Source organism: Mycobacterium sp. IDUB_3 (assembly GCF_055419585.1).
Map to the genome: position 1 here is coordinate 946,651 of NZ_JBVAXZ010000001.1, position 23,875 is coordinate 970,525.

Genomic DNA, 23,875 nt, shown 5'->3' on the forward strand with positions numbered 1-23,875 from the left:
CCCAAGCTGAATCGCCCGGCCCTCCCCCGCGACCGGGCGGGACCCCCGCCGCGGGCCGGCCCGGCCCGCATCGTCGGCGACCCGGGGCCGGGTCGGCCGATCCGCTGGACAACACTTTGCTGGACGGCCGCTACCTGGTTGAGTCCAGGATCGCCAGCGGCGGCACGTCGACGGTGTATCGCGGACTGGATACCCGGCTGGACCGTCCCGTCGCGGTGAAGGTGATGGATTCCCGCTACGCCGGCGACGAGCAGTTCCTGACCCGCTTCCAGCGCGAGGCGCAGACGGTGGCCCGGCTGAAGGATCCCGGGCTGGTGGCGGTGTACGACCAGGGCCTGGACGCTCGGCACCCGTTTCTGGTGATGGAGCTCATCGAGGGTGGCACGCTGCGCGAACTGCTGGGCGAACGCGGACCGATGCCGCCGTACGCCGTGGCGGCGGTGCTTCGGCCGGTGCTCGGCGGGCTGGCCGCCGCCCACCGGGCCGGCCTGGTGCATCGCGACGTCAAGCCCGAGAACGTGCTGATTTCCGACGACGGCGAGGTGAAAATCGCCGACTTCGGTTTGGTCCGGGCCGTTGCGGCCGCTGGAATCACTTCCACCAGCGTGATTTTGGGCACCGCGGCCTACCTGTCGCCCGAGCAGGTGCGCGACGGCGACGCCACCCCGCGCAGCGATGTCTACTCCGCGGGGATCATGACCTATGAGCTGCTGACCGGGCGCACCCCGTTCACCGGCGACTCGGCGTTGTCGCTCGCCTACCAGCGGCTGGACACCGACGTGCCGCCGCCCAGCGCGGTCATCGACGGTGTGCCCGCGCAGTTCGACGGATTCGTCGAGCGCGCGACGTCCCGCGACCCGGCCGAACGGTATGCCGACGCGATCGAGATGCGCGCCGACCTCGACGCGATCGCTGAAGAGCTTGCGCTGCCTAACTTTCGGGTGCCGGCGCCGCGCAATTCCGCACAACACCGGTCGGCGGCGCTGCAGCGGAGCCTGGCCACCCAGCGGCCGCCTGCCGCGCAGCAGCCCGAGCTCCCCGGCCCGGCGCCGGTGCGTCGGCCCACTCGCCAGATGACGCGCGGCCCCGAGGACTGGCCGGAGCCGGCACGGCCGGCGCAGACCGACAACGAGGACGAGGACGATTACGAATATGAGTCGGTCACAGGCGAATTCGCCGGGATACCGATCAGCGAATTCGTCTGGGCGCGCCAGCACGGCCGGCGCATGGTGCTGGTCTGGGTGGCGCTGGTGCTTGCGATCACCGGGCTGATCGCCACCGCGGCGTGGACGATCGGAAGCAACCTGAACGGACTGCTGTAGCGAGCCGGGCGCCGGCATTACCGCGACCGCGCTGGCGACACGGATCTTAAAGTAATCATAAAGTTCTCTTATTTTTCTTAATTTTGGTGTACCGTACTTCTGCATGGGTCCGACAATGCATAGCGTCGACTCGCCGAACCGGCTCGGCGAGCACGCAGTCGTACTGGGTGCCGGAATGGCGGGTTTGCTTGCCGCGCGCGTACTTTCGGAGTTCTACGATTCGGTCAGTGTGGTCGAGCGGGACCGGTTGCCCGATCACCCGTGCCACCGCAGGGGCATCCCCCAGGGCCGCCACGCGCACAACTTCCACAGCCGCGGCTTGCAGGTGCTGGACGAATTGTTTCCCGGGATGCTCGAGGACCTGTCCAGGGCAGGGGCCGTTGTCGTCGACGACGGTGATCTGTCGCGCTTCTACGTGCGCTTCGGCCGCTACGAGCTGAAACACTCGGGCACGTTCATCGATCCGGACGCGTTGGCGCTGCACATGACGACCCGGCCGTTCATGGAGTTTCACCTGCGCCGCCGGGTCAAGGCCCTGCCGAATGTGACATTCCTCGACGGACACGACGTGTCCGGACTTCTCACCACCGCCAACATCGTCAACGGTGTACGAATCACCCGGCGCTACAACGGTTTCCTTACCGCGCTGGACGCTGATCTGGTGGTAGACGCCATGGGCCGCGGGGCGCGCACCCCGGCGTTTTTGGAGAGCCTGGGGTACGAACGGCCACCCGAGCACCGGGCGGTGGCCAGATACGGCTATGCGAGCCAACAGCTGAGCATGCCCGAGGGATCGATCGCCCAGCGCCTGGTCATGTTCAACCCCGGGGGCGGCAGGCCGGGGGGTCTGTTACTTGCCAACGAGCACGACACGTTCATGCTGGCGATCGGCGTGCCGACCGAAGGTGGCGAGCCACCAACCGATTTCGACGCGATGCTCGCGATGGCCGAGCCGTCGCTACCCCCGGCGATCATCGAGGGCCTGCGCGGTGCGTATCCCATCGGGGAAGCCGTGACCTATCAACACACCGCCGCGATCTGGCGGCGCTACGACCAGGTAGCCGAATTCCCGACAGGCTTGCTGGTGATCGGCGACGCGCTGTGCAGTCTCGATCCGACCTACGGCCAGGGCATGACGATCGCCGCGCTGGAGGCGTTGACCCTGCGCGATTGCCTGCGCGCGGGAGATGCGCGCCTGGCACAGCGCTTTTTCCTGGCGACGGCCCAGTACATCGGCGAGACGTGGGCCGCCAATCAGGCCAGAGACCGGGCCACCTCCGGCGCCTACCGGCCGCGCGGGATCCGGCAACGACTGCGGGGCTGGATGTCCAGAGCGGCACTGAACGCCTCAACCCGGGACGTCGTCCTGACCGAGCGCTTCTTCCGGGTGTCCAACTTCATCGATCCGCCGTCGCGGCTGCAAGATCCCGCCCTGCTACCGCGCATCGTGTGGGGGAACCTACGAGCCCGGTTCACGCAGAAGCGAAGCCGCGCAGCCGCGGCCCCGGTCGCGCCGCAGAGCCTACGGAGGGAGCGGCTTTCGGTGCGCCGCTAGTCGCGCAGCATCTCGGCGACGAGGAAGGCCAACTCCAGCGACTGCTGGGTGTTCAGCCGTGGGTCGCAGGCGGTTTCATAACGGCCGACCAAGTCGGTGTCCGAAATGTCTTGCGCCCCACCCAGACACTCGGTGACGTTGTCGCCGGTGATCTCGACGTGGATGCCACCCGGGTGGGTGCCCAGCGCACGGTGCACCTCGAAGAAGCCCTGCACCTCGTCGACGATGCGGTCGAAGTGGCGGGTCTTGTAGCCGTTGGACGATTCGTGGGTGTTGCCGTGCATCGGGTCGCACTGCCAGATCACCTGGTGACCGGTGGCCTGGACCTTCTCCACGATCGGGGGCAGCAGATCGCGCACCTTGCTGTTGCCCATCCTGCTCACCAAGGTCAGCCGGCCGGGCTTGTTGTGCGGGTCGAGCCGCTCGACGTATTCGACGGCCAGCTCCGGGGTGATCGTCGGGCCGATCTTGACGCCGATCGGGTTGGCGATCACCTCGGCGAACGCGACGTGCGCGCCGTCGAGCTGACGGGTCCGCTCACCGATCCACACGGTGTGTGCCGACAGGTCGTACAGCTGCGGTTCGCCACTGTCGCTTTCGGACAGGCGCAGCATGGACCGCTCGTAGTCGAGCACCAAGGCCTCGTGGCTGGCGTAGATCTCGGCGGTCTGCAGGTTGCGGTCGGCCACCCCGCAGGCGCTCATGAAGCGCAGGCCGCGGTCGATCTCGGTGGCCAGCGCCTCATATCGGGCGCCGGCCGGCGAGGTCCGGACGAATTCGCGGTTCCAGTCGTGCACGAGGTGCAGCGAGGCCAATCCCGAAGACGTCAGCGCCCGAACCAGGTTCATCGCCGCGCTGGCGTTGGCGTAGGCGCGCACCAACCGCGACGGGTCGTGCTCGCGTACGGCGGCGTCCGGGGCGAAGCCGTTGATCATGTCGCCGCGATAGGACTTCAACCCCAGCGCGTCGATGTCGGCCGATCGCGGCTTGGCGTATTGCCCGGCGATGCGGGCGACCTTGACCACCGGCAGGCTCGAGCCGTAGGTCAGCACCACCGCCATCTGCAGCAGGGTGCGCACATTACCGCGAATGTGGTGTTCGGTGTTCTCGGTGAATGTCTCCGCGCAGTCACCGCCCTGCAGCAGGAACGCCTCACCCCGCGCCACCTGGGCCAGCTGCTCTTGCAACAGCACAACCTCCGACGGCACCGTCACCGGCGGCACGCTCTCCAGGACCGCGCGCATCGCCGTCGCCCGGTCGGCCGGCCAGCTCGGCTGCTGGGCGGCCGGTTTGGCCAGTGCGGCATCCAACCGCGCCCGCAGATCGGTCGGCAGCGGCGGCAGCGGCGGCAGCTGATCGATCGGTATGTCGACGGTCCAGTTCATCGGTTCATCTTAGCTGGGGTGCGGGCGCCCCTGGTCAGAGTTGAGCTGCGCGAACTCGGCTCGGCGGGCCCGCCCCTGCCGTCTCAGTCCCCGGATGTGATGAGCCGGTATCGGCGAAGCTGATCGCGCGCGTCGACCAGGGCGTCGTGCGCGTCGGACGACCGCGGCGGCATCCGCGGGCTTCCCCGGTCTTCCCACAGCTGCCGCAGCTCGCGGGTGAAACGGGGGATGGACCGCGGCAACTCCGGCATCGTCCCCCACAGCTGGCACAAGGCCACGTGGTCGTAGGCCGCCACCCACGCCCACAGTTCGACCGGCTCGGGGACCGCCAGGCCAGAATTCAGGCCGAAGAATTCCTCCAGGTCTTCACGGATCTGGCGCCGCGAACGCCATAGCTGCGACGCCGGCGGCGGCAACTTCGGCAGCACGTTGGCGCGCACCCAGGGCCCGGCGCGCTCGGGGTCGAATTCCGTGGATACCGCGTAGTACTCGCGGCCGTCTTCGGCGGCCACCCCGATCGAGATCAGCTCGATGGTGCGGCCGTCCTCGATGAATTCGGTGTCGTAGAAATACCGCACCGGAGACAGCTTAGACCGGCGACGATGAGTGCCGGCACGGCACGAAGAGGAGCCGGTCCATCGACCGAGGATGCGGGCTATCGGCCGATCAGGATGGGCCCGGTGGGCGCCGGCGCGGGATGGATCTCGTCGTCGAGCGTGGCGTCGACCGTGCGTTCGTCGGGCAACCGCGGTGTGCCGGCGATGGCGCACTGCAGATACAGCTTGGCCCGCACTACCGGGCGGCGCAGCCTCCGCTCGCGTTGCAGCGCGCGGCGCATCTTGTCCGGCTGGGTGGAGTATCGCCAGCGGGCCCAGGGCGCGTGCGGCCGCGACAACCGGATGGCGCCGATGACCAGCAGAACGACCAGGAACATGCCCAACAGTCCGGTCCACACCTTGCCCTTGAGCACCACGATGACGGCGAGCGGCAACGTCAACGCCATCGCGCTTGCCACCACGGCCCGCAGCGGAGTCGACTCGGCGTTGTGCCAGATCGGCAGGAAGAACATCAGCGGGTGTAGCCCCATGATCAGCAGCCCGGCCACCGCCACCGCGGCGAACACCGCGTCCACCGAGGTGCGGCCGTCCTCGGACCAGTAGACGTCGGACAAATGCAGGATCAACGCATACTCGTCCAGGACCAGGGCGGCGCCGATCCCGAAAAGTGTTGAAGCAATGATGAACTCGGGCTCATGACCGTCCATGGACAAAGTGACGAGCATCAGGCCGGAGAGCAGGGTCAGCACCACCCCGAAGGTGACGTGGTGGATATGCACTCCTCCGACGTGGACGTTGCGCGGGTGCCACCACCGGCTGGGCCGGCCGTTGTCGGCGCGGTGACGGATGAACCGCACGAACGTTCGGGTGACAAAAAACGTCAGGATGAACGCGACAAGGCAGCACAGCAGCGGCAGGTGGCCGCTGTCGTGAACATCATGTGCGAACCATCGGGTCACCCCGGTCACGAACGCGTGGAGCACCCTTGAAACGTACGCCTGTCTGCGCCTGGGCCGTGGGACCCGCGCTGCACCAGGCGGGTCGGGGCCCGGGCACCCATTACGCTGATGTGCGACATGAGTACACGGCAGGCGCCCGGCGTGGGCAATCGACCCGGGTGGGCGCTGTGGTGGGGGCTGGCTTGGCTGGTGGCCGCCGCGGGGCTGAGCTATGCGGCGTGGCAGCTGTTCGGGCACACGCCGTATCGCATCGACATCGACGTCTATCAAATGGGCGCGCGGGCCTGGATGGACGGCCACCCGCTGTACCGCGGGGACGTGCTGTTCCACACACCGATCGTGGATCTGCCGTTCACCTATCCCCCGCTGGCGGCGATCGTGTTCTGCCCGTTCGCCTGGATGCACATGCCCACCGCCAGCGTCGCGATCACCGCGTTGACGCTGTTGCTGCTGGTCGTGTCGACCGCGATCGTGCTGACCCGCCTCGACGTCTGGAGCACGTCGGCGACCCTGCCCGGCCCGGCCTGGCTGCGCCGGTGGTGGCTGGCGATCGTCGCCGCGGCAGCGGCGACGATCTGGCTGGAGCCGATCAGCTCGAACTTCGCCTTCGGCCAGATCAACGTCGTGCTGATGACGCTGGTGATCGCCGACTGCGTGCCGCGGCGCACGCCGTGGCCGCGCGGGCTGTTGCTGGGGCTCGGCATGGCGCTGAAGCTGACCCCGGCCGTGTTCCTGCTCTATTTCCTGCTGCGGCGAGACAGCCGCGCGGCGCTGACCGCGCTGGCGTCTTTCGTGGGGGCGACGTTGATGGGCTTCGTGCTGGCCTGGAACGACTCGTGGGAGTACTGGACGCACACCGTGTTGCACACCGACCGGATCGGTTCCGCGTCGTTGAACACTGACCAGAACATCGCCGGCGCCCTGGCCCGGCTGGGGCTGGGACAACAGGAACGCTCCCTGCTCTGGGTGGCCGCGTCACTGCTGGTGCTGGCGGTGACGGTCTGGGCGATGCGACGGGTGCTGCACGCCGGCGAGCCGACGCTCGCGCTGGTTTGCGTCGCGCTGTTCGGGTTGGTGGTGTCGCCGGTGTCCTGGTCGCACCACTGGGTCTGGGTGCTGCCGGCGGTGCTGGTGACGGGGATCTTGGGCTGGCGGCGCCGCAACGCGGCGCTGATGGTGCTCAGTGTTATCGGAGTGGCGCTGATGCGCTGGTCGCCGATCGACCTGCTGCCCAAGCATCACGAGGCGAGCGCGGTCTGGTGGCGTCAGCTGGCCGGGATGTCCTACGTCTGGTGGGCGCTGGCGGTCATCGTCGCGGTGGGAGTCACCGTCGCCGCCCGCGGTCTCGCGCGGGATGCCGCGCCGCAACAGTTGGCGGCGCCGGTTACCGCCGTCGGCTAACCGGCGGCCGTCTCGGGAATCCGCGTGGCCTCGTCGTCGGCCGCGTCGCTACCGCCCTTTTTTAGGCTCGCCGCGTAGATGTCGACGTATTCCTGCCCGGACAGCCCCATCAGCTCGTAGATCACCTCGTCGGTGACGGCCCGCTCGATGAAGCGGTTGCCGGCCAGCCCGTCGAACCGGGAGAAGTCCATCGGCTTGCCGAAGCGGACGGTGACCCGGCCGAACCGCAGCATGTTCGTCCCGGGCGGGTTGACGACGTTGGTGCCGATCATCGCGACCGGGATCACCGGGACACCGGTTTCCAGGGCCAGCCGCGCCAGCCCCGTCTTGCCCTTGTAGAGCCGCCCGTCCGGCGACCGGGTGCCCTCGGGATACATGCCCAGTAACTTGCCCTGGCTCAGCACCTGCTGCGCGGTGTTCAACGCGGCCTGGGCGCTGTCGGCGTCCGTGCGGTCGATCGGCACCTGGCCGACGGCGGTGAAGAACCACCGCTGGAACCAGCCCTTCAAACCGGTGCCGGTGAAATATTCCGACTTGGCCAGGAACGTGATTCGGCGCCGCACCACCAACGGAAGGTAGAAGCTGTCCATCACGGCCAGGTGGTTGCTGGCCAGTATCACCGGCCCGGAACTCGGAACGTGTTCTAAGCCTTCAACTTTCGGCCGGCCCAGCAATGACAGCAGCGGGCCGAGGAGCACGTACTTGAATAGCCAGTACCACATGGCCCTCCCTCTCGGCTATACCGCTGATGTTCTGCGCCAACTGTACCCATCCCCACCCGAACCGACCACCTGCGGCGCGGCGCGCTCACTCCTCGAGCGTGACCGGGATGGGGTGATAGCGGGTCCGCGACGCGGCGTCTTGGGTATCGCCCGGCGCACCCGGCCCGCCGCCGGGTGGACCGTCCGGCGGTTCCGGCGTCGGCTTGGCGGAGCGGTCCATGTCGTTGACGATGTCGCGGATCACCTCGAGCAGGGCGATGCTGTGGTCGGCGATCGCGGTGAGCAACGGGTGCTGATCGCCGGTGGCCAACGCGGCCAGCGCGCACACCGGGCACCACACCTGCTGGCACTTGCCGGTGCCGACGCCGGCGCCGGCCGCCAGCGCCGCCGCGGCGCGCACCGCGGGGTCGATGCCATCCAGGATCGTCTGGGCGAGCCTGCGCAATTCCGGACCGATGTCGGAATGAGCCCCACTCATTTCGGCCACACCTCCGGATCTGGTCGAAAACGCACCGTCAGTTCGCTACCCCGCAGATGTGCGTCCAGCACGGTGCACCGCCGAAGTACTGATGCCAACCTAACCCGGCGCCGCAAACCCCCGGCGCTGATGATCAGATCGTCATCGACGCGGCCCAACGTCAGGGCCGACGGATCGAGTTGCGGCAACGCTAGCCGCATTCGGTAGATGGACCCCAGTCCCGTCCCGGATTCGAGGTCGACAATGGGCCGCAGCGGGCCGGGCGGCGCCGTGCCGCCGCGCCGCCGAGCGGCGTCGAGCAGCCCGCTCAGCGCCTTGGGGCCGATCGGCTCACCGGACAGGTGCGGTGTCATCACCAGCGCCAGCTCACCGATGGTGGCGTCGAGCTCGTTGAGCACCCCCTGCTGCTCGGCGATGCGCTCGGTGTACCAATAAAAGGCGGGGTGATCGGGCAGGTTGCGATACTCGTACGAGTCATCCTGCAGCAGAACCTGATTCACGATCAGCTCTTCGACCCGCACCCCCATCAGGGCCAGCGAGCCCAGCGTTCGGGCCGCCTCGGCCGCGACCACCCGCTCGGGGGTCAGCACCAGGTGCGCGCTGACCAGATCGCCGTCGGTGAGCAACGAGCTGAGCGACTCCACGGTGGAACTGATCCGCTCGAGCAGTGCGACCGCCGCCGCAGACCGGGCGTCGTCGGCGGTGACGGACAGTCGGCGATGCCGCGGCCACGCCCGCTCGACATACAGCCCGAAGGTGGCGGGCAACGTCAACATCCGCAGGGCATCGGCGGTCGACGCGCAGTCGACCACCACGCGATCCCATGCGCCCGAGCGCGCCAGCTCGCCGACGGCGTACAGACCGAGCACCTCCTGAACACCAGGTAGGGCCGAAAGTTCTTCGGGCGCAATGGTACTCAGCTCCGAATCGGGAAAGCGGCGGTCCAGCGTGGCGACGACGTCGCGCCACCGGGCCTCGAGCAACGCCAGCGTGTCCAATGCCAGCGCGTCGAGAACTCCGCCGCCGGCCTCGGCCCGGCCGGTTTCGAGGTCGGCGAGCACCCGCACCGGTTCGTCCTGACTGGGCGAGACGGCGACGCCCAGGACGTCACCGAGCGAGTGCGCCTGGTCGGTGGAGACCACCAGCACTCGCTGCCCGGCGCTCGCGGCGCCGACAGCGGTGGCGCAAGCCAGGGTGGATTTCCCTACCCCGCCTTTGCCGACGAAAAGGCTGATCCGGGCCGGGGCAGGCGCAGCGGACTCACTCAGCCTCGACTCGTTTCTTGAGATCTTTCAGCGCGGTGTCGGTCAACCGGCGCTCAGCCTTGCGCTTGAGCAGGCCGATCATCGGCATGGCCAGGTCGACGGAGAGTTCGTAGGTGACCTCGGTGCCAGAGCCCTTCGCCGCCAACCGATATGAGCCTTCGAGCGAGCGCAGCAGCGAGCTCGACACCAGCGTCCAGCTCACCGATTGGCGATCCTTGGGCCACTCGTAGGACATCACCATCGTGTCCTTGATAACCGTGGCGTCCATGACGATCCGGGCAACTTTGGGGTAGCCGTCCGCGTCCTTCTCCTGAACCTCGGCTTCCTTGTACTCCGAGATCCACTGCGGGTAGGAATCGATATCCGCGATCACCTGCATCACGGTGGCCGGGTCGGCTTCGATGTAGATGGTTTGCGTCGTCTTCTCCGCCACCTGGTTGCTGCCCTCTCTCCCGCGAACGGATCGACCCCTCCGATGTGGGGGACCCCGCGGGTCTCGGTCCGACACGGTACTCTCTGCGCGGACCCGACCCGGCTAAACTACCGGAGAAACTCCCACCGGACGTGACCGTTCCAGTGTCGTCTTGACCTCGAACGCCATTTTCTTGCCCGCCACCCGACGGCGGTGCGTCATCTTCGCCAGATTCAGCTTGGCCAGCTGCCAGGCCGCCACCCCGGTCGGCTCGGCGTGCAGGAAGTAGTGCAGCACGACGCCGTCCAGCGATGGTTCCAGCCAGATCTCCATGGTGCCGGTCACCGCGCCGGTGACCGCCCACCGGATGCCCTTCTCCCCGCGATCCTCGACGACTTGCAGCCGCAGATCCGGCCACCAGCGACGCCAGCTCGATCGATCGGCGACCGCGGCGCCCACCCGCGCGCCGTCGGCGGCGACAAACGTCTCATCCGCGATCTGGATGCTGCTCATGATCACAGCTTCACACACCGGTCCGCCGCGCCCCGCCGAGGGCGGCCCCGAGTCGCGGCAGGCAACAGAGCCTGGGCTGACCCACTCCGGCCGTGCTGGATCAACGCGCGGATTAGGCTGGTGACCAGCAACCCGGCTCCCGGGAATCTTTACGAGGTCAATCGAGGTCAGAAGAGTGCGTGAGTACAGCGTCCCCGCCCGCTTTTCCGTCGGCGAACAGGACAACATCGCCGCGATGGTCTTCGAACACGAGCGCGACGACCCCAACTTCGTCATCTACCAACGTCAGGTCGACGGCGAGTGGACCGACGTCACCTGCGCCGAGGCGGCCGATCAGATCCGCTCCGCCGCACTCGGTTTGATCGCCCTGGGTGTGCAGGCCGGCGACCGGGTGTCGATCTTCTGTGCCACCTGCTACGAATGGGCGATCCTCGACCTGGCGATCCTGTCGGTGGGCGCGGTCACCGTGCCGATCTATGAGACGTCCTCGGCCGAGCAGGTGCGCTGGGTGCTGCAGGACTCCGAGGCAGTGCTGGCGTTCGCCGAGAGTGACGAGCACGCAGCGATGGTCACCGAGCTGACCGCCGAACTGCCCGCGCTGCGCCGGGTGCTGCACATCGACGGTTCGGGCCCCAAGGCGCTCGACCAGCTGGTGGAGGCCGGCGCATCGGTGGAGCCGGCGGAGCTGACCGCCCGCCTCGACGGACTGCGTGCCGAGGATCCGGCGACGCTCATCTACACCTCGGGCACGACCGGGCGGCCCAAGGGCTGCCAGCTGACGCATTCGAATCTGCTGTACGAGACCAGGGGCGCCAAGGAGAGCCTGCCGACGCTGCTCGACGAGGGGCAGCGGCTGCTGGTCTTCTTGCCGCTGGCGCACGTGCTGGCGCGCTCGCTGACGTTGTCCGCCTTCGCCAACAAGGTCACCGTCGGGTTCACCAGCGACATCAAGAACCTGGTACCGCTGTTCGCGGTGTTCAAACCGACCGTGGTGGTGTCGGTCCCGCGGGTATTCGAAAAGGTTTACAACACCGCCGAGCAGAACGCCTCCAACGACGGGAAGGGCCGCATCTTCGCGGCAGCCGTGCAGACCGCCGTCGACTGGAGCGAGGCGCAGGACCGCGGCCGCCGCGGGCCGGTGCTGCGCGCCAAGCACGCCTTGTTCGACCGGCTGGTGTACACCAAACTGCGCGCCGCGCTGGGCGGCGACTGCCACGCGGCCGTTTCCGGCGGCGCGCCGCTGGGCTCGCGGCTGGGGCACTTCTACCGCGGCGTGGGCCTGACCATCCACGAGGGCTACGGACTGACCGAGACCAGCTCGGCGATCACCGTCAACCAGGTCGGCAACGTCAAGATCGGCACCGTGGGGACGCTGGTGCCCGGCAACAGCATGCGCATCGCCGAGGACGGCGAACTGCTGGTGCGCGGCGGCGTGGTGTTCGGCGGCTACTGGCGCAACGAACAGGCCACCGAGGACGCCTTCACCGATGGTTGGTTCAGGACCGGCGACCTGGGCGCGCTCGACGAAGACGGCTTCCTGAAGATCACCGGGCGCAAGAAGGAGATCATCGTGACCGCGGGCGGCAAGAACGTCGCGCCGGCGGTCCTGGAGGACCGGCTGCGGGCCCATCCGCTGATCAGCCAGGCGATGGTCGTCGGGGACAACAAGCCGTTCATCGGCGCGTTGATCACCATCGACCCCGAAGCGTTCGACGGCTGGAAGCAGCGCAACCAGAAAGGTGCCGGCGCGTCGGTGAGCGATCTGACTACCGATCCCGATCTGGTCGCCGAGGTAGACGCGGCCATCAAGGACGCCAATCAGGCTGTGTCGCACGCGGAGTCGATCCGCAAGTTCCGCATCCTGCCGGTCGATTTCACCGAGGACACCGGTGAGCTGACGCCGACGATGAAGGTCAAGCGCAACGTGGTGGCCGAGAAGTTCGCCTCCGATATCGAGGCCATCTACGAGAAGGACTAGCGGGGCCGGGTTCACGACCTCAGCCGAGGAGCGCACCCAACCGTGCCGCCAGGGTGTCCCAGTGCCACTGGGCCGTCACCCAGTCGCGCCCGGCCGCGCCCATCGCGGCGGCGCGGTCGCGATCGGTCAGCAAGTCGGCGACGGCGTCGGCGATCTCGTCCACCTCGCTGCCGTCGACGACCAGCCCGGTCTTGTTGTGCTGCACCGTTTCTGGAGCTCCCCCGGATCTGCCGGCGATGACCGGCACGCCGCTCGCCGACGCCTCTAGGAACACGATGCCCAGCCCCTCGACGTCCAGCCCCGCGCCGCGGGTGCGGCACGGCATCGCGAACACGTCGGCCAGCGCGTGATGCGTGGGCAGCTCCGCGGCCGGTACGCCGCCGGTGAAGGTGACATCATCGGCCACCCCGCATCCTTGGGCCAGTGCGCGCAGCGAGTCCTCATAGGGGCCGCCGCCGACGATCACCAGGGCGGCGCCGTCCACGCGTCGACGGATCGACCGCATCGCTTTGATGAGCATGTCCTGGCCTTTGCGCGGCACCAGCCGGGACACGCACACCACGGTGGGCCGCTCCCCCAACCCGTAGCGCTCACGTAGCTGCGCCCGGCCCGCCGGATCGGGCCGGAACCGGTCGATGTCCACCCCGGACGGCAGGTATTCCAGCGACGCCTTGGGACCGAAGGCCGGCGCGAACCGGGAATGGGTGTAGCGGCTGACGAAGGTGACGACGTCGGTGTCGTCACCGATGCGGCGCAGCACCGAGCGTGCGACCGGGAGCATCGACCATCCGACCTCGTGGCCGTGCGTGCTGGCCAGCACCCGGCTCGCCCCGGCCCCGCGGGCGCGCTGAGCCAGTAGCGCCAGCGGCGCGGCCGCGCCGAACCAGACGGTGTCGATGCCCTCGTCGGCGATCAGCCGCCGCATCCGGGTGTCGACCGCCGGGCCGGGCAGCATCAGCGTGCCCGGGTGACGCACCACCCGATAGCGGGCGGCCTCGTCGTAAGCCTCGGCGCCCTTCCATTGCGGCGCGTACACCGTCACCGAATGCGGTCCGGCGTCGACCAGCCTTCCGACGAACTCACCGAGATACGACTGGATTCCGCCCGGGCGGGGCGGAAAGTCGTTGGTTACCAGCAGGACCCGACTCACCTGCGTCAGGCTAGCTTGGCGACGATGCGGACCGTGCACACGGCCTGAACCGGGCGAGCCGGCCCTAGTGGGTCAGCCACTGCTGCCAGAGGGTGAGCAGGCCCGCCGGACTGGCGCCCAGCACGTCCTGGCCGGCGGCGGCCATATCGGCGTGCCTGATGCCGCAGGTGGCCAGGTAGAGGTCGCGCAACTTGGGCGGTCCGAAGGTGTCGGCGACGAAGCGGGCGAACCACCAGGCGCGGTCGTAGGCCAGCGAGCGCTGCGCCCCGGCCACATCCAGGTCGGCGTCGGTGGGCAGCGTCATGGGTAACAACGTCTCGGTGGGCACCGGCGTCGGTGGGCGGCCAACGAAGTCGGCCACCCCCTCCGTGAGCCAGCGCGGTGCGTCCGCGACGGTATCGGCACGCGCGGCATAGTGAAAAAGCTCGTGGGCCAACACTATTCGCAGCGATGCGGCGCTCATGTTGGTCGCGCCCGGCGCGAACACAATCCGCTGGCCGACGGCAACCCGACGCACGGGATCGACACGGTCGACGACCGTCACGGCAGCGATATCGGCCCACTGGGATGCCGGTCCGCCACCGGCGGCGGCGCGAAACCCCTCGTCGGTGCCGGCCGCGACCACCGAGATCTCGTGCGGCCAGTCGACGCCCCAGAACGACTCCACCGCCGCGATCGCCGCGCCCATGGTCGACGCCACCCGGGACAGCAACCGGTCGCTGGCGGCCCCGCCGAGCCCCAGCAGCCGGACGGTGCGGTCACCGACGGTGATCGACTTCGTCGACGCACTGACTTGGCTGCGGGCTGGCGTGACCAGCTGGGCGGGCCGGATCCGGCTTTCCCGCACGGCATCGAACGGCACGGCCGCGGCCACCAGCAGCTCGACGACGAATATCCAGGCCAGCAGTATCGGGAGCCGCCGGCGCCGCGGTCGGGGGAGGTTAGTAACGGCGAGCGTCGTAGATCGGGCCGCCGGCGCTCATCGGCGCCACTCGGACCGGCACGCCATAGGTGGAGGAGTGGATCATCATGCCGTCACCGATGTAGATGCCGGTGTGCGAGGCGTCGGAGTAGAAGGTCAGCACGTCACCGGGCTGCAGATCCCCCATCGAGACGGGCTGGCCGCCGTGGGCCAACGCCTGGCTGGAGTGCGGCAGCGAGATGCCGGCCTGCTGGAACGCCCACATCACCAGGCCGGAGCAGTCGAATCCGCCGGGCGCGGAGCCACCCCACACATAGGGCGACCCGACCTGGGTCAGCGCGGCCTGCACGACGGTGGCGCGGTCGCCGCCGCCGACCCCGCCGGGAGCCATTCCGGGCAATCCGGGCATTCCGCCAGCGGGCGGCGCCTCACCCGGCGCCTGCGCGGGCGGCGCGCCGGGGGGCAACGCTTCCGGTGCCGGAGCACCGGGAGGCGGCGCGGGATTGGCCAGCGCGGTGCGCTGATCCGCAGTTAACGAAAGGTATTGCGACTTGACCACCGCGATCTGCACCTGCAGCTGGCTCTGCTTGGACTGCAGGCTGGCCCGGACCGCGGCGGCCTGCTCCGCCGCGCTCTTGGCGTCGGCGGCCGACTTGGCGGACTCCCTCTCGGCCTTGGCGGCCTGCTCGCCGGCGATCTGGTAGCTCTTCATCTGGCTGGCCATCTGCGTGGCCATCACCCGCTGCACCGCCAGTTTGTCGATCAGGCCCTGCGGCGAGCCCGCGGTCAGGATGGCCTCCATGCCGTCGACGTGACCGCCCATGTAGGTCGCGGCGGCCAGCTTGTTGACCGAGTCCTGATACGACGACAGGTGCGCCTTGGCCGCATCGACCGCGGCCTGGTCGTCGGTGTGCTTCTTGTCCGCGGCGCGCTGGGCGACCAGCTTGTCGTTCAGATCGAGCTGGGCACTGTGCATGGCCTCGGTGGTCTGCTCAGCCTGCCGCGACAGTTGGTTGAGTTTTGCCGTGGCGTCCTCGGCCGGGTCCGCCCAAGCGGGGGCGGTCATGACACCGGACAAGATCGCGAAGCCAGCTAGTGCCCCTATGGCCGTACGTGTCAGGACACGCGCAACCGGGTACCTAGAGTCAAGCCTCAAGATTTGCATCCTTAAACGGCCATCGACGGAAAAAGGTCGTCGAGCTGGTTTAGGTCTCAAACAGGTTACGAAACGATATCGGCGTTTGTCCAAAGCAAGCGGTTAAGAAATTAGAAAGAATCCTGTCATTTCTATGTGAAGCGTTTCGTGTGGTCCGAGGACCTTTGTGGGACAAGGCGATTAGGCTACACCAGAACCTTGATCCCGACGAATCGGGACGAGACGTAGTCGCGGCGCCAAGCCGACCTCGGCAAGAACTTCCAAAGCCGCTCGTTCATCTTGCAATAAAGTATCCGGGACCCCGAGTATCACGCTGACGACACAGTCGCGGCAGCCGGGACCGCGCACCGCGCACTCGTCGCAGTCGATCACCACCGGCGTCCCCGGTTCCGGCGGTGTCATACCGACGTCGGTAAATCCAGTTCTTGGTGCCATCGGGATCGGTCCTCTCGGTCTGGCTTCGGCGAACATCACGCCGAACTGCCCGAACGGTAACCGCGGGCACCGACAGGTATCCGTTCCCGCATTCCGGCCCTGCGCCCGGCGTGGGAGCCGCGCGGGTGTCGGTCGTCGGCCTTAACGTCACCGCCGTGGCTTCCAGGGGTGCGACTCAACTGAGCTTCGCCGACGTGGGGTCACCGTTCACGCCCGACGAGCTCTCGCTGCGCGAGACCACCTTCGTCGTGGTCGACTTGGAGACCACCGGCGGGCGCACCAAGAGCACCGCGGGCGCCGTTCCCGACGCCATCACCGAAATCGGGGCGGTCAAAGTGCGTGGCGGGGTGGTGCTCGGCGAGTTCGCCACCCTGGTGGATCCGCAGCGCAGCATCCCGCCGCAGATCGTGCAGCTGACCGGCATCACCACCGCGATGATCTCCGATGCACCGACCATCGACTCCGTCCTGCCCATGTTCCTGGAGTTCGCCGGCGGGGCGGTGCTCGTCGCGCACAACGCCGGGTTCGACATCGGCTTCCTGCGTGGCGCCGCGCAGCAGTGCGACATCGCCTGGCCGCGCCCGCCGGTGCTGTGCACGGTCCGGCTGGCCCGCCGGGTGCTCAGCCGCGAGGAGGCCCCCAGCGTGCGGCTGGCCTCGCTGGCGCGGCTGTTCGCCGTCGCCACCCAGCCCACCCACCGCGCCCTGGACGATGCGCGCGCCACCGTGGACGTCTTGCACGCCCTCATCGAGCGAGTGGGCAACCAGGGTGTGCACACCTACGCCGACCTGCGCGCCTACCTGCCCGACGTGACACCCACCCAGCGCCGCAAGCGGGTGCTCGCCGAGGGCCTGCCGCGCCGGCCCGGCGTGTACCTGTTCCGCGGCCCGTCGGGCGAGGTGCTCTACATCGGCACCGCCGTCGACCTGCGACGGCGGGTCAGCCAGTACTTCACCGGTGCCGATCCCCGGGGCCGCATGAAGGAGATGGTCGCGCTGGCCGTCGCGGTCGACCACGTCGAGTGCTCGCACGCGCTGGAGGCCGGCGTGCGCGAGCTGCGGCTGCTGGCCGCGCACGCCCCGCCGTACAACCGGCGGTCCCGGTTTCCGCACCGCTGGTGGTGGGTGGCGCTCACCGAGGAGGCCTTCCCCCGTCTCGCCGTGGTGCGGGCGCCGCGCCACGACCGCGCCGTCGGACCGTTCCGGGCCCGCGCCGACGCCGCCGACACGGCCGCCCTGCTGGCGCGGTTCACCGGACTACGCACCTGCACCAACCGGCTGGGCCGCTCGGCGCTGCACGGACCGCTGTGCGCCGAGGCGGAGGTGTCGCCGTGTCCGGCCGCGCGCGGTGTCACCGCCACCCAGTACGCCGCCGCCGTGGCGCGGGTCGCGGCGCTGGTCGACGGCGTGGACAACGGCGCGCTGGGGTCGGCCGTGGACCAGGTCGGTGCGCTCGCCGAGCGGCATCACTTCGAGAGCGCCGCGCGCCTGCGCGACCGCACCGTCACCGCGGTCGAGACGCTGTGGCGCGGTCAGCGGCTGCGCGCCCTGGCCGCGCTGCCCGAGCTGATCGCCGCAGCGCCCGACGGCGAGGGCGGCTATCACCTGGCCGTAATCCGCCACGGCCAGCTCGCCGCGGCGGGCAGCGCCAGGCGCGGGGTGCCGCCGATGCCGGTCGTCGACGCGATTGTTGCTGGGGCACAAGCGATTCTGCCCGCGCCCGCCCCACTGGGCGGCGCACTGGTCGAGGAGACCGCGCTCATCGCGCGCTGGTTGACGGCGCCCGGGGTGCGCATCGTCCGGGTCGCCGAGGACGGCTGGGCTAGCCCGCTGCGGTCGGCCGGCGTCTGGTCGGCGTGGGCCGCGGCGGCGCGCTCGGCGCGACTGGCCAGTGAGCAGGCGCTGCGGGAATCAGACCTGCTGGCCGAACCGCACCCATCGCGCGAGCAGTTGTTCGGCCGCGCCGGAATCGATGGCCTTACAGGCGCGGGCCAGCCCGTCCTCCCACGCCGGCAACCATTCAGCGCGGCTGGATAACCCGGCGTGGGCGACGATCGCCCCGGCGGCATTGAGGACGACGGCGTCTCGCACCGGACCCTTGCCGCCGGCCAGCACCGCGCGGACCTCCGCCGCGTTGGCCTGGGCGTCACCGCCCAACAAGTCGTCGAGATCGGCTCGGGGGAAACCGAATCCGGCCGGATCGAAGGTCAGCTTGTCCACGGTGCCGGCCTGCACCCGCCAGATCGTGCTGGTGGTGGTGGTCGTCAGCTCGTCGAGCCCGTCGTCACCGTGCACCACCAGCACACTGGACCGGCGGGCGGCGAACACCCCGGCCATCACCTCGGAGAGCTCGGCGAACGCGCAGCCGATCAGTCCGGCCCGCGGCCTGGCCGGATTGGTAAGCGGCCCAAGGAGATTGAACACCGTCGGCACGCCGATCTCGCGGCGTACCGCGGACGTGTGCCGGTAGGACGGATGGAACAGCGGCGCGAAGCAGAAGCCGATGCCGACCTCGGCGAGGCTGCGTGCGACCTGCTCGGGCCCGAGGTCGATGCGGATGCCGAGCGCCTCGAGCGTGTCGGCGCCGCCGGACAACGACGAGGCCGCCCGGTTGCCGTGTTTGACCACCGGCACGCCCGCGGCCGCGGCCACGAGAGCCGCCATCGTGGACAGGTTCACGGTGTTGACGCCGTCGCCACCGGTGCCGACGATGTCGACGGTGTCGTCGCGGATGGCACCGGGGGGCATCCGCAGCGCGTGGTCGAGCATGACGTCGGCCAGCTCGATGACTTCGGCCGAGGTGGGGACCTTCACCTGCATCGCCACCGCGAAGGCCGCGATCTGGGCGGGGCTCGCGTCGCCGGCCATGATCCGGTCCATCGCCCAGGCGGCCTGTCCGCGCGTCAGGTCCTGACCGCCGGTCAGACGGGACAGGATCCGCGGCCACGAGGTTGCGGGTGCGCCGGACGGCGAAGCCTTAGATGACAAAGCCACGCGCCGATGGTCCCACGAGGACCACACCTGGCCCCAACCTCTGACAAACTCGGCCGCGAGCTGCCCACCGCGCACCCGCGCGCGACGCGCCAGACACCAAATGCCGCCCCGGGTGGAGTTCAACAACTACAAAGCGTCATACTTGCGGATGTGACCAGCGCTGCCGGGACTTCGGGTACTGCAATTACGTCGCGGGTGCATTCGCTGAACCGACCCAACATGGTCAGCGTCGGCACCATCGTTTGGCTTTCCAGCGAGCTGATGTTCTTTGCTGGCCTCTTCGCGATGTACTTCACCGCTCGCGCCCAATCGGGCGGGAAGTGGCCGCCGCCGCCGACCGAGCTGAACCTGTACCAGGCCGTGCCGGTCACGTTGGTGCTGATCGCGTCGTCGTTCACCTGCCAGATGGGCGTGTTCGCGGCCGAGCGAGGCGACGTGTTCGGCCTGCGCCGCTGGTACGTGCTCACCTTCCTGATGGGCCTGTTCTTCGTTTGCGGCCAGGGCTACGAGTACTACCACCTGATGACGCACGGGACGACCATCCCCGGGAGCGCCTACGGCAGCGTGTTCTACCTGGCGACCGGGTTCCACGGCCTGCACGTCACCGGCGGCCTGATCGCCTTCATCTTCTTGCTGGCCCGCACCGCGATGAGCAAGTTCACGCCGGCGCAGGCCACGGCCAGCATCGTCGTCTCGTACTACTGGCATTTCGTGGACATCGTGTGGATCGCGCTGTTCGCCGTGATCTATTTCATCCGATGAGCAGGCGCTGGACGAACAGGAGTGCTCGGTTGAAGAAGCTGGGGTCTACCCGATCCGGTGCGGCCAAGCCGCCACAGGGGCAGCGTGACCGTTCGCGACGGCGGCTTCGCCGCCGGCTGTCCGGCGGTCTGCTGCTGCTGATCGCGCTGACCATTGCCGGCGGCCTGGCCGCCATCCTGACCCCGCGGCCGCAGGTGGCCGTCGCCGACGAGTCGAACTCGGCGCTACTGCGCACCGGCAAGCAGCTGTTCGACACGTCGTGCGTGTCCTGCCACGGTGCCAATCTGCAGGGTGTCCACGACCGCGGGCCGAGCCTGATCGGCGTCGGCGAGGAAGCCGTCTACTTCCAGGTGTCGACGGGCCGGATGCCGGCGATGACCGGCGAGGCTCAGGCGCCCCGCAAGGAACCGATCTTCGACGAGGGCCAGGTCGACGCCTTGGGCGCCTACGTCCAGGCCAACGGCGGCGGCCCGACCACGGTGCGCAACCCGGACGGCAGCCTCGCGATGCGCTCGCTGCGCGGCGAGGACCTGGGCCGCGGTGGCGACCTGTTCCGGCTGAACTGCTCTTCCTGCCACAACTTCACCGGTAAGGGCGGGGCGCTGTCGTCCGGCAAGTTCGCGCCGGACCTGGAGCCCGCCAACGAGCAGCAGATCCTGGCGGCCATGCGGACCGGTCCGCAGAACATGCCGAAGTTCTCCGACCGTCAGCTGTCGTTCGAGGCCAAGAAGGACATCATCGGCTACATCAAGGCGGTGACCGAGGAGCGCCAGCCGGGCGGCTACGGCCTGGGCGGATTCGGGCCCGCACCCGAGGGCATGGCCGCCTGGATCATCGGGATGGTCGCGGCCATCGGGCTGGCGCTGTGGATTGGGTCACGAGCATGAGCCGCAGCGAGACGATGCAGACCAGCAGGGCGATGTGGGGGCACCTCCCGCTTGCGGGGGAAAGGAGCGGCGCAAAATGAGCGAGGCGGACGTTCGCGGCTCTGACACCGGCGGGAACCCGCACGGCGCCGGTGAGAGGGAACCCGACGACGCGGCGCTGGCCGCCATGTCGCAGCAGGAACTGGTGGCGCTGGGCGGCAAACTGGACGGCGTCGACACGGTGTTCAAGGAACCCCGTTGGCCGATCGAGGGCACCAAAGCCGAAAAGCGCGCCGAGCGCGGCGTGGCCCTCTGGCTTTTGCTGGGCGGTTTCTTCGGGCTGGCGCTGCTGCTCATCTTCTTGTTCTGGCCCTGGGAGTACAAGCCCAGGGAGAGCGCCGGAAGCTTTTTGTACGACATGGCCACCCCGCTGTACGGCCTGACCTTCGGGATGTCGATCCTGTCGATCGGGATCGGCGTCATCCTCTACCAGAAACGCTTTATCCCCGAAGAGATTTCGATTCAGGACCGCCACGACGGCGCCTCGCGCGACGTCGACCGCAAGACGGTGGTGGCGAACCTGGCCGACGCGTATCAGGGTTCGACGGTCGGGCGGCGCAAGCTGATCGGCCTGTCGCTGGGAATGGGGCTGGGAGCCTTCGGCCTTTCCACCCTGGTCGCGTTTGCCGGCGGGTTGATCAAGAACCCGTGGAAGCCGGTCGTGCCCACCGCCGACGGGAAGAAGGCCGTGCTGTGGACATCCGGGTGGAGCCCGCGCTACCACGGCGAGACCATCTTCCTGGCGCGCGCCACCGGCTCCGCCTCCACGTCGCCGTTCGTCAAGATGCGCCCCGAGGACCTCGACGCCGGTGGCATGGAAACCGTCTTCCCGTGGCGGGAGTCCGACGGCGATGGCACCACACCGGAATCGCAGGAAAAGCTGCGGGCCATCAACCAGGGTGTGCGAAACCCGGTGATGCTCATCCGTGTCCGGCCCACCGACATGAACCGCGTGGTCAAACGGCAGGGCCAGGAGAGCTTCAACTTCGGCGAGTTCTTCGCCTACACCAAGGTCTGCTCGCACCTGGGCTGCCCCGCCTCGCTCTACGAGGAGCAGTCCTACCGGATCTTGTGCCCTTGCCACCAGTCGCAGTTCGACGCGCTGCACTTCGCCAAGCCGATTTTCGGGCCGGCCGCGCGTGCGTTGGCGCAACTGCCGATCACCATCGACTCCAACGGGTATCTGGTCGCCAACGGTGACTTCGTCGAGCCGGTCGGACCGGCATTCTGGGAGAGGACGACGACATGAGTCCGAAATTGAGTCCCCCGAAGATCGGCGATGTCCTGGCCCGTCAAGGCGAGGACATCGACACGCGCTACCACCCGTCCGGGGCGGTCCGTAGACAGCTCAACAAGGTCTTCCCCACCCACTGGTCGTTCCTGCTCGGTGAGATCGCGATGTACAGCTTCATCGTGTTGCTGCTCACCGGCGTGTATCTGACGCTGTTCTTCGATCCGTCCATGGCCGAGATCACCTACAACGGCGCCTACCAGCCGCTGCGCGGCGTGGACATGTCGAAGGCCTTCGCATCGACCCTCGACATCTCCTTCGAGGTGCGCGGCGGCCTGTTCGTGCGTCAGGTCCACCACTGGGCGGCATTGATCTTCTCCGCGTCGATCATGGTGCACCTGGCCCGCATCTTCTTCACCGGCGCCTTCCGGCGGCCGCGTGAGGCCAACTGGGTCATCGGTTCGCTGCTGCTGATCCTGGCCATGTTCGAGGGCTACTTCGGCTACTCGCTGCCCGACGACCTGCTGTCCGGCATCGGCTTGCGTGCCGCGCTGTCCTCGATCACGTTGGGCATGCCGGTGATCGGCACCTGGCTGCACTGGGCCCTGTTCGGCGGTGACTTCCCCTGCGGCGGCATCGGAAACGAATGCGCCACAGCGGGTTACATCATCCCGCGGATGTACGCCCTGCACATCCTGCTACTGCCCGGGATCATCCTGGCGCTGATCGGGCTGCACCTGGCCATGGTGTGGTTCCAGAAGCACACCCAGTTCCCCGGCCCCGGTCGCACCGAGCACAACGTGGTCGGCGTGCGAGTGATGCCGGTGTTCGCCGTCAAGTCCGGGGCGTTCTTCGCCGCGATCGTCGGCGTGCTGGGCCTGCTGGGTGGTCTGCTACAGATCAACCCGATCTGGAACCTGGGCCCCTACAAGCCATCTCACGTCTCGGCCGGTTCGCAGCCGGACTTCTACATGATGTGGACCGAGGGCCTGGCCCGTATCTGGCCGCCGTGGGAGTTCTACTTCTGGCACCACACCATCCCGGCGCCGGTCTGGGTGGCCCTGATCATGGGTGGGATCTTCGGCCTGCTGATCGTCTACCCGTTCCTGGAGAAGCGATTCAGCGGCGACTACGCGCACCACAACCTGCTGCAGCGCCCGCGCGACGTGCCGGTGCGCACGTCGATCGGTGCGATGGCGATCGCGTTCTACATGTTGCTGACGCTGGCGGCGATGAACGACATCATCGCGTTCAAGTTCGACATCTCGCTGAATGCGACGACGTGGATCGGGCGCATCGGCATGGTGATCGTTCCGCCGGTGGTCTACTTCATCACCTACCGGTGGTGCATCGGACTGCAACGCAGTGACCGCGCGGTGCTCGAGCACGGCATCGAAACCGGCATCATCAAGCGGCTGCCGCATGGCGCCTACGTCGAGCTGCACCAGCCGCTGGGCCCGGTCGACGACCATGGTCACCCGCTGCCGCTCGAGTACCAGGGTGCGGCACTGCCCAAGAAGATGAACAAGCTGGGCTCGGCCGGATCTCCGGGCAGCGGCAGCTTCCTGTTCGCCGACCCGGCGTCCGAGGATGCGGCGCTACGCGAGGCCGCCCACGGCTCGGAGCTGCGCGCCCTGACCGCGCTGCGCGAACACCAGGACGGCCTCAACGGCTCCACGAACGGTTCGACAAACGGCGAGGGCGGCGAGCACTAGCTCGCTCCCCCACCGGTTTTCGTCGGTGCCCGCCCCTG

21 protein-coding genes and 1 pseudogene are annotated in these 23,875 nt (G+C 68.5%); 9 read left to right on the forward strand and 13 right to left on the reverse strand.

The annotated features are described in order from the left end of the window. Nucleotides 1-104: 104 nt before the first annotated feature. Nucleotides 105-1,322, forward strand: a complete 1,218-nt coding sequence (locus ACZYVJ_RS04045; RefSeq protein ID WP_463832828.1) for a protein kinase domain-containing protein — start codon at nt 105-107, stop codon at nt 1,320-1,322. A 103-nt stretch (nt 1,323-1,425) separates the two neighbouring features. Beyond that, nucleotides 1,426-2,877: an FAD-dependent oxidoreductase gene (locus ACZYVJ_RS04050; protein ID WP_463829843.1), complete on the forward strand. Its 1,452-nt coding sequence runs from the start codon at nt 1,426-1,428 to the stop codon at nt 2,875-2,877. On the opposite strand, the gene ACZYVJ_RS04055 is transcribed toward ACZYVJ_RS04050, so the two are convergent. The 3 genes from ACZYVJ_RS04055 to ACZYVJ_RS04065 form a co-directional block, all read right to left on the reverse strand. Next, nucleotides 2,874-4,262 carry a class II 3-deoxy-7-phosphoheptulonate synthase gene (locus ACZYVJ_RS04055; RefSeq protein WP_463829844.1) on the reverse strand — a complete coding sequence of 463 codons (1,389 nt, stop codon included), beginning with the start codon at nt 4,260-4,262 and terminating at the stop codon, nt 2,874-2,876. The genes ACZYVJ_RS04050 and ACZYVJ_RS04055 overlap by 4 nt on opposite strands. A gap of 83 nt (nt 4,263-4,345) precedes the next feature. Continuing rightward, nucleotides 4,346-4,840, reverse strand: a complete 495-nt coding sequence (locus tag ACZYVJ_RS04060) for a polyadenylate-specific 3'-exoribonuclease AS (protein WP_463829845.1) — start codon at nt 4,838-4,840, stop codon at nt 4,346-4,348. Nucleotides 4,841-4,917: 77 nt separating this feature from the next. After that, on the reverse strand, nt 4,918-5,802 hold the full coding sequence (locus ACZYVJ_RS04065; RefSeq protein WP_463829846.1) for a hypothetical protein: 885 nt from the start codon (nt 5,800-5,802) through the stop codon (nt 4,918-4,920). A gap of 93 nt (nt 5,803-5,895) precedes the next feature. Between ACZYVJ_RS04065 and ACZYVJ_RS04070 the strand changes: the two genes are divergently transcribed. After that, nucleotides 5,896-7,179 carry a glycosyltransferase 87 family protein gene (locus tag ACZYVJ_RS04070; RefSeq protein ID WP_463829847.1) on the forward strand — a complete coding sequence of 428 codons (1,284 nt, stop codon included), beginning with the start codon at nt 5,896-5,898 and terminating at the stop codon, nt 7,177-7,179. Here ACZYVJ_RS04070 and ACZYVJ_RS04075 read toward each other — a convergent pair. The 5 genes from ACZYVJ_RS04075 to ACZYVJ_RS04095 all read right to left on the reverse strand — a co-directional run bounded on the left by ACZYVJ_RS04075 (nt 7,176) and on the right by ACZYVJ_RS04095 (nt 10,569). Next, nucleotides 7,176-7,901 (reverse strand): lysophospholipid acyltransferase family protein, encoded by a 726-nt coding sequence (locus ACZYVJ_RS04075; RefSeq protein ID WP_463829848.1) that lies wholly within the window; start codon nt 7,899-7,901, stop codon nt 7,176-7,178. The genes ACZYVJ_RS04070 and ACZYVJ_RS04075 overlap by 4 nt on opposite strands. Before the next feature lie 85 nt (nt 7,902-7,986). Beyond that, entirely contained in the window at nt 7,987-8,379 is a 393-nt protein-coding gene (locus ACZYVJ_RS04080) for a hypothetical protein (protein ID WP_463829849.1), read from the reverse strand. Then, nucleotides 8,376-9,647 (reverse strand): ArsA family ATPase, encoded by a 1,272-nt coding sequence (locus ACZYVJ_RS04085; RefSeq protein ID WP_463832830.1) that lies wholly within the window; start codon nt 9,645-9,647, stop codon nt 8,376-8,378. Before ACZYVJ_RS04085 ends, ACZYVJ_RS04080 begins: the two co-directional genes overlap by 4 nt. Then, nucleotides 9,640-10,077, reverse strand: a complete 438-nt coding sequence (locus ACZYVJ_RS04090; protein WP_065075751.1) for an SRPBCC family protein — start codon at nt 10,075-10,077, stop codon at nt 9,640-9,642. The genes ACZYVJ_RS04085 and ACZYVJ_RS04090 overlap by 8 nt, the downstream gene beginning before the upstream one ends. Nucleotides 10,078-10,179: 102 nt before the next feature. Next, on the reverse strand, nt 10,180-10,569 hold the full coding sequence (locus tag ACZYVJ_RS04095) for a polyketide cyclase / dehydrase and lipid transport (protein ID WP_463829851.1): 390 nt from the start codon (nt 10,567-10,569) through the stop codon (nt 10,180-10,182). A 175-nt stretch (nt 10,570-10,744) separates the two neighbouring features. Here ACZYVJ_RS04095 and ACZYVJ_RS04100 point away from each other — a divergent pair, with 175 nt between their 5' ends. Continuing rightward, complete coding sequence (locus tag ACZYVJ_RS04100) at nt 10,745-12,547, forward strand: AMP-dependent synthetase/ligase (RefSeq protein ID WP_463829852.1); 1,803 nt, start codon at nt 10,745-10,747, stop codon at nt 12,545-12,547. Nucleotides 12,548-12,566: 19 nt separating this feature from the next. Here the strand turns inward: ACZYVJ_RS04100 and pimB are convergent, their stop codons facing one another. The 4 genes from pimB to ACZYVJ_RS04120 form a co-directional block, all read right to left on the reverse strand. Continuing rightward, nucleotides 12,567-13,697 carry a GDP-mannose-dependent alpha-(1-6)-phosphatidylinositol monomannoside mannosyltransferase gene (gene pimB, locus ACZYVJ_RS04105; RefSeq protein ID WP_463829853.1) on the reverse strand — a complete coding sequence of 377 codons (1,131 nt, stop codon included), beginning with the start codon at nt 13,695-13,697 and terminating at the stop codon, nt 12,567-12,569. Nucleotides 13,698-13,761: 64 nt separating this feature from the next. Then, nucleotides 13,762-14,592 carry an eCIS core domain-containing protein gene (locus ACZYVJ_RS04110; RefSeq protein ID WP_463832831.1) on the reverse strand — a complete coding sequence of 277 codons (831 nt, stop codon included), beginning with the start codon at nt 14,590-14,592 and terminating at the stop codon, nt 13,762-13,764. Between the two features lie 46 nt (nt 14,593-14,638). Next, nucleotides 14,639-15,775 (reverse strand): peptidoglycan hydrolase RipC, encoded by a 1,137-nt coding sequence (gene ripC, locus ACZYVJ_RS04115; protein ID WP_463829854.1) that lies wholly within the window; start codon nt 15,773-15,775, stop codon nt 14,639-14,641. 180 nt (nt 15,776-15,955) lie between these two features. Further along, nucleotides 15,956-16,210 (reverse strand): hypothetical protein, encoded by a 255-nt coding sequence (locus ACZYVJ_RS04120; RefSeq protein WP_463832832.1) that lies wholly within the window; start codon nt 16,208-16,210, stop codon nt 15,956-15,958. A gap of 155 nt (nt 16,211-16,365) precedes the next feature. Here ACZYVJ_RS04120 and ACZYVJ_RS04125 point away from each other — a divergent pair. Then, nucleotides 16,366-18,183: pseudogene (locus ACZYVJ_RS04125) on the forward strand (DEDD exonuclease domain-containing protein); the annotation flags it as partial. On the opposite strand, the gene trpD reads toward ACZYVJ_RS04125, so the two are convergent. Next, entirely contained in the window at nt 18,121-19,203 is a 1,083-nt protein-coding gene (gene trpD / locus ACZYVJ_RS04130; protein ID WP_463829855.1) for an anthranilate phosphoribosyltransferase, read from the reverse strand. The pseudogene ACZYVJ_RS04125 and the gene trpD overlap by 63 nt on opposite strands. Before the next feature lie 150 nt (nt 19,204-19,353). Here trpD and ctaE point away from each other — a divergent pair, with 150 nt between their 5' ends. The 4 genes from ctaE (at nt 19,354) to qcrB (ending at nt 23,837) form a co-directional block, all read left to right on the forward strand. After that, on the forward strand, nt 19,354-19,965 hold the full coding sequence (ctaE, locus tag ACZYVJ_RS04135; RefSeq protein ID WP_007770719.1) for an aa3-type cytochrome oxidase subunit III: 612 nt from the start codon (nt 19,354-19,356) through the stop codon (nt 19,963-19,965). Nucleotides 19,966-19,994: 29 nt separating this feature from the next. Next, on the forward strand, nt 19,995-20,852 hold the full coding sequence (gene qcrC / locus ACZYVJ_RS04140; RefSeq protein ID WP_463829856.1) for a cytochrome bc1 complex diheme cytochrome c subunit: 858 nt from the start codon (nt 19,995-19,997) through the stop codon (nt 20,850-20,852). Between the two features lie 76 nt (nt 20,853-20,928). Then, nucleotides 20,929-22,140, forward strand: coding sequence for a cytochrome bc1 complex Rieske iron-sulfur subunit (gene qcrA / locus ACZYVJ_RS04145; protein WP_463829857.1), 1,212 nt, complete (start codon nt 20,929-20,931; stop codon nt 22,138-22,140). Then, a complete protein-coding gene (gene qcrB / locus ACZYVJ_RS04150; RefSeq protein WP_463829858.1) occupies nt 22,137-23,837 on the forward strand; it encodes a cytochrome bc1 complex cytochrome b subunit in 1,701 nt (566 codons plus the stop codon). The genes qcrA and qcrB overlap by 4 nt, the downstream gene beginning before the upstream one ends. Nucleotides 23,838-23,875: the final 38 nt, after the last annotated feature.